Here is a 5438-nt window from a genome sequence, read left to right as displayed (position 1 = left end):
GAAGGAGTTTACCTCCCGTATCATACACCCTATCCTTCTGATACTTGCTTTCGTAAATATTTCCTACTGCGTCTGGGCTTTTGTATTGCACCTGACCTTCTTCAAATTTCAAGTGTACTGTTTATACACTATATCGAACTCTATTTCTTCTACAACTTCATCTCTGTTATTGCGGATAAAGCTATACTACTCATTCTTCTCATTTGTGATTCCCATCAGATTCTCATAGGCATTGTAGACACAACATAGCTCTTTGACATTATTTTTGTCCATACCTGCACACTTATAGGAATAAAAAAAACTATCTAACAATGACGTAGATAGTTTTTTGGGAGTAATTTATGTATAACTGAATTATATATTTTCCATTATAAAACCTTAATAAAACTATATTTAAAAATAAATTATTCAATAATATAGATATCTATTAATTTTTTATTCTCAAAAAAAAGTTTACACTTGTTACTAATAATTAATTGATCATCAAAAATACCTTGTTTTATTTCTATCATGTTTTTTTCTATTTCTTCTTTGATTTCTTCAAAGGATAATGGCTCAAACAGATACCCTATTTCAGAAATAAATTCAGATAGGTCAAAGTGAATAAGTACTATTTTATTATCCTTATCTATTGTAAATTCAACATTACAATATTTTATTACTATAAAGTCTTTACCATAGATACATTTATACTTCTTATTTTTAAGATACTTAATTATTTTTTCTTTATCATCTCCGATTGTAATACCTTCAAATGCCTTTGAATTAATAAAATCTATGAAATCAGTTTTACTAATTTTTTTTATTACACTCATATTTATTTGTATTTTTTCTTTATGTTTTTTTCAATAAAATGAAACTCTGCGGATCTTCCTTTCGCCATATCTTTCATTTTTCCTTGCCCATGAGCTTCAATTACAGTTTCTTTAGCTATAATTGCATTATCTAATATATGTTGACGCCACTTTGAATCTATGTTAAATTTGGATTGAGCATCTTTAATGGCATTATCTATTTTATCTATTTCTTTTGTATTTAAATTTTTTGTACTAAACACTGATTTAAAGGAAATGCCACCATCTACATTAGGCTTTACACTCAATTCTATATTATCTTTTCCATAAAAATGTAACCCTTTTGATACGATATCTGGTTGACTAGGAGAATGTATTTGATATTGATTTGCCAACCCAAAAACATCCACCTCCCCATTGCTATCCCATACATACGCATAGAACGTTGGGTTGTTACCTGCAAGGCCTATCGGATCCTTAGCTATATACAACCCACTATTCGAATGAATCGTAATAGCAAAAGCGGTTGTAGAATAGTGATAACAAAAAAGTTTAGCTGTAACCAACTAAACTTTTGGATTTTTGCTAGCTACCCTATTTTTAGATCTTCTCTAACTTGCATTAATATTTTCCCAAGCAAATTTTCGCCTCTCCATTTTTCAGGAAATAATCTTTCTTCATCCGTTATTCCATAACCAATACCCCAAATTAAATCCGTTGGACTTGCTTCTGCTAAATAAGCATTTTCTGTATTTAACAAATAACGCTTTAACTCTTCATTCTGATTAAATTTAGCATAGTTCCCTTGATATATAATGCTTTCTCTATGCTCTATCCAGATATCATCTTTAAAAAACTTAACTTGTCTACCTAATTTTCGTTGAATGGAAGGATTATCTTCCTCTAGAATTTTTTTTGCCGTATCAAAATCCTTAAACAAAATGGCTTTAGAATACATCATCCATTGTTCCATGCTATTAAATTCAATTCCATCCATACTAAATTTAGAACCATACCATTGTGATAATGGATGTTCAGTTCCGTAAAAAAACTCAAATTTTGTCATAGTTTTCTCTTATAAAGTTTTCTTCCATAGCTACTAATTCTTTTATACGTGATCCGATAAAAATTTTATATTCTTCATCTGTATAGGGAGCAGGCGGATTTATATAAAATAAGGGATTTTCCATTGTACGTACTAAAAGGGGAATTTGCATACAAAAAAAATAAACCAACTGTTTAGGAATTAAATAGTCTTCTTTATAATCATTCAGTACAGTTCGTATCAAATTTAGCATATATAAGTATTCATCATCAAGCCACACAAATCCTTTCATTCTCATAAGAACAAAAAAATTATCATCTGAGTCCCAATACTCTAAATATTTTTTAAGCGATTCTTTCATTTTATTTATATTTTTTCGGTTTTTGGGGTTTATATTTTTCTGTTATTGCGTCTTTTGGAACACCACCTTCTACTAATAGTTCTTTTGCATTTTTTGCAAATCTATTTGCATCAATTATTTCTTTTTTCCCTAATGAAGCATCTCCCAAATACAATTTACGACCTTCACCTGTCGTTAAATCTAATTTGTTCGCATTTACTTTATCTAAATCAACAGCGACAACATCTGTACCACTTTTTAATGCCCACCCTTCCGCAAATTTTCTACTCTTGGTTAATGAAGTATATTGATCTTTGTAACCTGCATTTGATCCACTTAAAACATGATCTAATGGAGACTTTTTAGCTAAAGGATCTTTAGGCATAATTCCATTATTATGATCCAAATTAATCATATCAATAGTATTCAAAGCTCTAAACCATATATCTTCCCAACCAAAAACATCAACATAGCTATTCGAATCATGAACATAGGAATAGAAACTAAAACCACCTTTTAACCCAATCGGATCCTTAGAAATATACAACCCGCTATTCGAATCGTAATAGCGGAAGCGGTTGTAGTATAACCCATCGAGCTCGATATCTTCATATTGTCCTAACTGACGGAAGGGAATAAACCCTCTCTCTAAATATATAAATCTTCCATAGCTATCATAATAACCTGTACCTTAAAGCCTTATTCATTATAATCTTATCTATGATAGATACAAAAAATGGTAAGACTGAAAATTAGTATTAATCTTACTTCTTTTTAGTTGATTTGTTTCAACTTTTCAAATAAATAAAAATCCTCTAAATTCAATTCATTATATCCTTTCTCCAGTAAATCACTTTTTAATTGTTGTAGCAACTTCATCCATACTTTTACGAATAAACTGACATCTAAGACAATAATATCATCAATATTGTTATTGTAATTTTCTTTGAATCCATCCCATTTAATATGGATGTTATTGTCTATTATTTCGCAAATCCATAACTCAAAAAAACTCTGACTTGGAAACTGTGTTTTAAATTCCTCCTTTTTGTTAATTATATCATCTATCATTTGAAAAATATCTAAAATGCTATCCCCAATATCTAATTTATAATTTAAAGTAATTCTAGCATCATTCCATATTAATATAAGATTATTATCTAAATCATATATTGTAAATAAAGCCTCAGAAAGTGTTAAATCTGCTATATCACGTTCTTTTAATTTTCTACTATTAGGTATTTCTAAATCAAAAATCATAATTCTTTCTTTTTATTTATATTCGTTTTTAAATATAGCTTTAGAATCTGGTCTAATTAGTTCTGCAGTGGCGTCTATTGGAAAACCATGAAAAGTACCGTTTCCATTATTTCTAAGTCTATAATGAGTTGCAGGAAAAGGAGTGGCTGTATCAACATCTATACCTGAATGAAAAACAACGCTTTTAGTATCCTGATTTACAGGAAAATCCATAAAACCTCCTGGTTCTAATTGATCTGCTAACTTACCTGCATAGGCTAAATCTGTTTTACTCCCCCATCTACCATGAGGTAGCGGGTTTCGAGTATTATTCGCTAAAATTTGTGCATCTTTATTTGAAAGCTTTAACCCATGACGTTTTCCCCCTATATATCCATTTTCAGGCCTTAGATCCAACCCAAAAACATCCACCTGCCCATTGCTATCCCACACATAGGCATAAAACGTTGGGTTGTTACCTGCCAAGCCTATCGGATCCTTGGAGATATACAACCCACTATTCGAATCGTAATAGCGAAAACGGTTGTAGTATAACCCATCCAGCTCGATATCTTCGTATTGCCCTAGTTGTCTGAAAGGGATAAACATCCGATCCCCGACAAGGTTTCGAAGTTTACCGTAGATGTCATAGTCTGTACTCCAAAGCAGCGCTCCTTCTTCGCTATACGACTGAATTGGTCTGCCGATATAATCACTGAGGATGCTGTAATGTTTACCATCGGTTATTTATAAAAAAGGATAAGACTACATCATTAACAACTTTTCATTTTAATCACTTTTATTAAATTGAAGTATCTATTTAAAAAAAACATCATATGGAAAATGTATAACCATTTGATGTTCTATTTTGAGTCCGTTCAATCTAAAAGAAATTGTCTAGTTATTACAAACTTACAATATCACAATCTTTTTTATTTTCTATTCTAAGAACTAGTATGAGTTTCCAACTTGTACTTTAGGTTAGAAAGCCATTGGATATTAAGATATATCAATGGCTTAGCACAAAACTTACAATGATTTTAGAACAAATAATTTTTGTCTATATAGATCTTTCAAAAAAAAAATAAATTTTCTTATATTGAGATTTTAATTCTTCCAAATTACAACAATCCTTTCTTTCGTGGAGAATTTGATTTTCAGAATCAACTTCAATTAATTCAACAAAACAACTATTATCTTCCCAAATAATATATTTTCCAATGTAAAAATCATTTTCCATATCTAATACTATGGTTTTTTTCATTGAATTATTTGACTTTTCATTAAAATTAAGTTTCTTTATATCAATCACTAATCTATCTATAACTTCTAGACTTAACACCCAATCATAAAATTCATCTAAAACTATCATAATATGTTATTTATAAATTACTTTACCATCTATTTTTTCCGCAATAACTTTAATATTTGAAACATTAGGCATTTCAGGTATTGGTAATCCCTTCTTCTTTGCTAATCGTCCTTCAACAGAATTAGGCCCTGATATACTCGCCCAATTTTCACCAGTTTGCTTCAATGATGATTTATTAACATCAAACTCAACATATAATGTACCATTTTTAGCCTGTTTTCCAAAAGCTCTAATGTCAGCAGGATTTGCTACATGTGTTGTTCCTGTATAACTTTCTATTACTTTTCCAGTCTTTGACATTTCCTTAAACTCATTGTTTCCCATCCATCTTCCTACAGTTATTAACTCCAACCCAAAAACATCCACCTCCCCATTGCTATCCCATACATACGCATAGAACGTTGGGTTGTTACCTGCAAGGCCTATCGGATCCTTAGCTATATACAACCCGCTATTCGAATCGTAATAGCGAAAACGGTTGTAGTATAACCCATCGAGCTCGATATCTTCATATTGTCCTAACTGTCTGAAAGGGATAAACATCCGATCCCCGACAAGGTTTCTGAGCTTTCCGTAGATGTCATAGTCTGTACTCCAAACCAGCGCTCCTTCTTCGCTATACGCTTGAATTGGTCTGCCGATATAATC

8 protein-coding genes and 1 pseudogene are annotated in these 5438 nt (G+C 30.9%); all 9 read right to left on the bottom strand.

What is annotated here, in order from left to right:
- Window positions 1-404 precede the first annotated feature (404 nt).
- Window positions 405-815, bottom strand: a complete 411-nt coding sequence (locus tag ACPDG9_RS15715) for a hypothetical protein (RefSeq protein WP_430528650.1) — start codon at window positions 813-815, stop codon at window positions 405-407.
- A 2-nt stretch (window positions 816-817) separates the two neighbouring features.
- The gene (locus ACPDG9_RS15710) at window positions 818-1360 is read right to left on the bottom strand and encodes a hypothetical protein (protein ID WP_430528649.1); all 543 of its coding nucleotides are present in this window, start codon (window positions 1358-1360) and stop codon (window positions 818-820) included.
- Between the two features lie 23 nt (window positions 1361-1383).
- The gene (locus ACPDG9_RS15705; protein WP_430528648.1) at window positions 1384-1860 is read right to left on the bottom strand and encodes an NADAR family protein; all 477 of its coding nucleotides are present in this window, start codon (window positions 1858-1860) and stop codon (window positions 1384-1386) included.
- Window positions 1847-2200 carry a hypothetical protein gene (locus tag ACPDG9_RS15700; protein WP_430528647.1) on the bottom strand — a complete coding sequence of 118 codons (354 nt, stop codon included), beginning with the start codon at window positions 2198-2200 and terminating at the stop codon, window positions 1847-1849. The genes ACPDG9_RS15705 and ACPDG9_RS15700 overlap by 14 nt, the downstream gene beginning before the upstream one ends.
- A 1-nt stretch (window position 2201) precedes the next feature.
- Window positions 2202-2846, bottom strand: a pseudogene (locus ACPDG9_RS15695) (RHS repeat-associated core domain-containing protein); the annotation flags it as partial.
- 107 nt (window positions 2847-2953) lie between these two features.
- Entirely contained in the window at window positions 2954-3439 is a 486-nt protein-coding gene (locus ACPDG9_RS15690) for a hypothetical protein (RefSeq protein WP_430528646.1), read from the bottom strand.
- 12 nt (window positions 3440-3451) lie between these two features.
- Window positions 3452-4063, bottom strand: coding sequence for an RHS repeat-associated core domain-containing protein (locus ACPDG9_RS15685; RefSeq protein WP_430528651.1), 612 nt, complete (start codon window positions 4061-4063; stop codon window positions 3452-3454).
- Window positions 4064-4478: 415 nt separating this feature from the next.
- On the bottom strand, window positions 4479-4790 hold the full coding sequence (locus tag ACPDG9_RS15680) for an immunity protein TriTu family protein (protein ID WP_430528645.1): 312 nt from the start codon (window positions 4788-4790) through the stop codon (window positions 4479-4481).
- Between the two features lie 6 nt (window positions 4791-4796).
- On the bottom strand, window positions 4797-5438 hold a 642-nt coding region (locus ACPDG9_RS15675; protein ID WP_430528644.1), incomplete at its 5' end, for an RHS repeat domain-containing protein.

The organism is Myroides sp. C6-3 (genome assembly GCF_050522425.1).
In the GTDB taxonomy this organism is placed as follows: Bacteria; Bacteroidota; Bacteroidia; order Flavobacteriales; family Flavobacteriaceae; genus Flavobacterium.
The sequence above is the reverse complement of the archived record's forward strand: the minus strand, read 5'-3'. Positions and strand labels throughout refer to the sequence as shown.

Coding starts and splice junctions, on each gene's coding strand:
- ACPDG9_RS15715 (WP_430528650.1), bottom strand. CDS start 815: ATGAGTGTAATAAAAAAAATTAGTAAAACTGATTTCATAGATTTTATT.
- ACPDG9_RS15705 (WP_430528648.1), bottom strand. CDS start 1,860: ATGACAAAATTTGAGTTTTTTTACGGAACTGAACATCCATTATCACAA.
- ACPDG9_RS15700 (WP_430528647.1), bottom strand. CDS start 2,200: ATGAAAGAATCGCTTAAAAAATATTTAGAGTATTGGGACTCAGATGAT.
- ACPDG9_RS15690 (WP_430528646.1), bottom strand. CDS start 3,439: ATGATTTTTGATTTAGAAATACCTAATAGTAGAAAATTAAAAGAACGT.
- ACPDG9_RS15680 (WP_430528645.1), bottom strand. CDS start 4,790: ATGATAGTTTTAGATGAATTTTATGATTGGGTGTTAAGTCTAGAAGTT.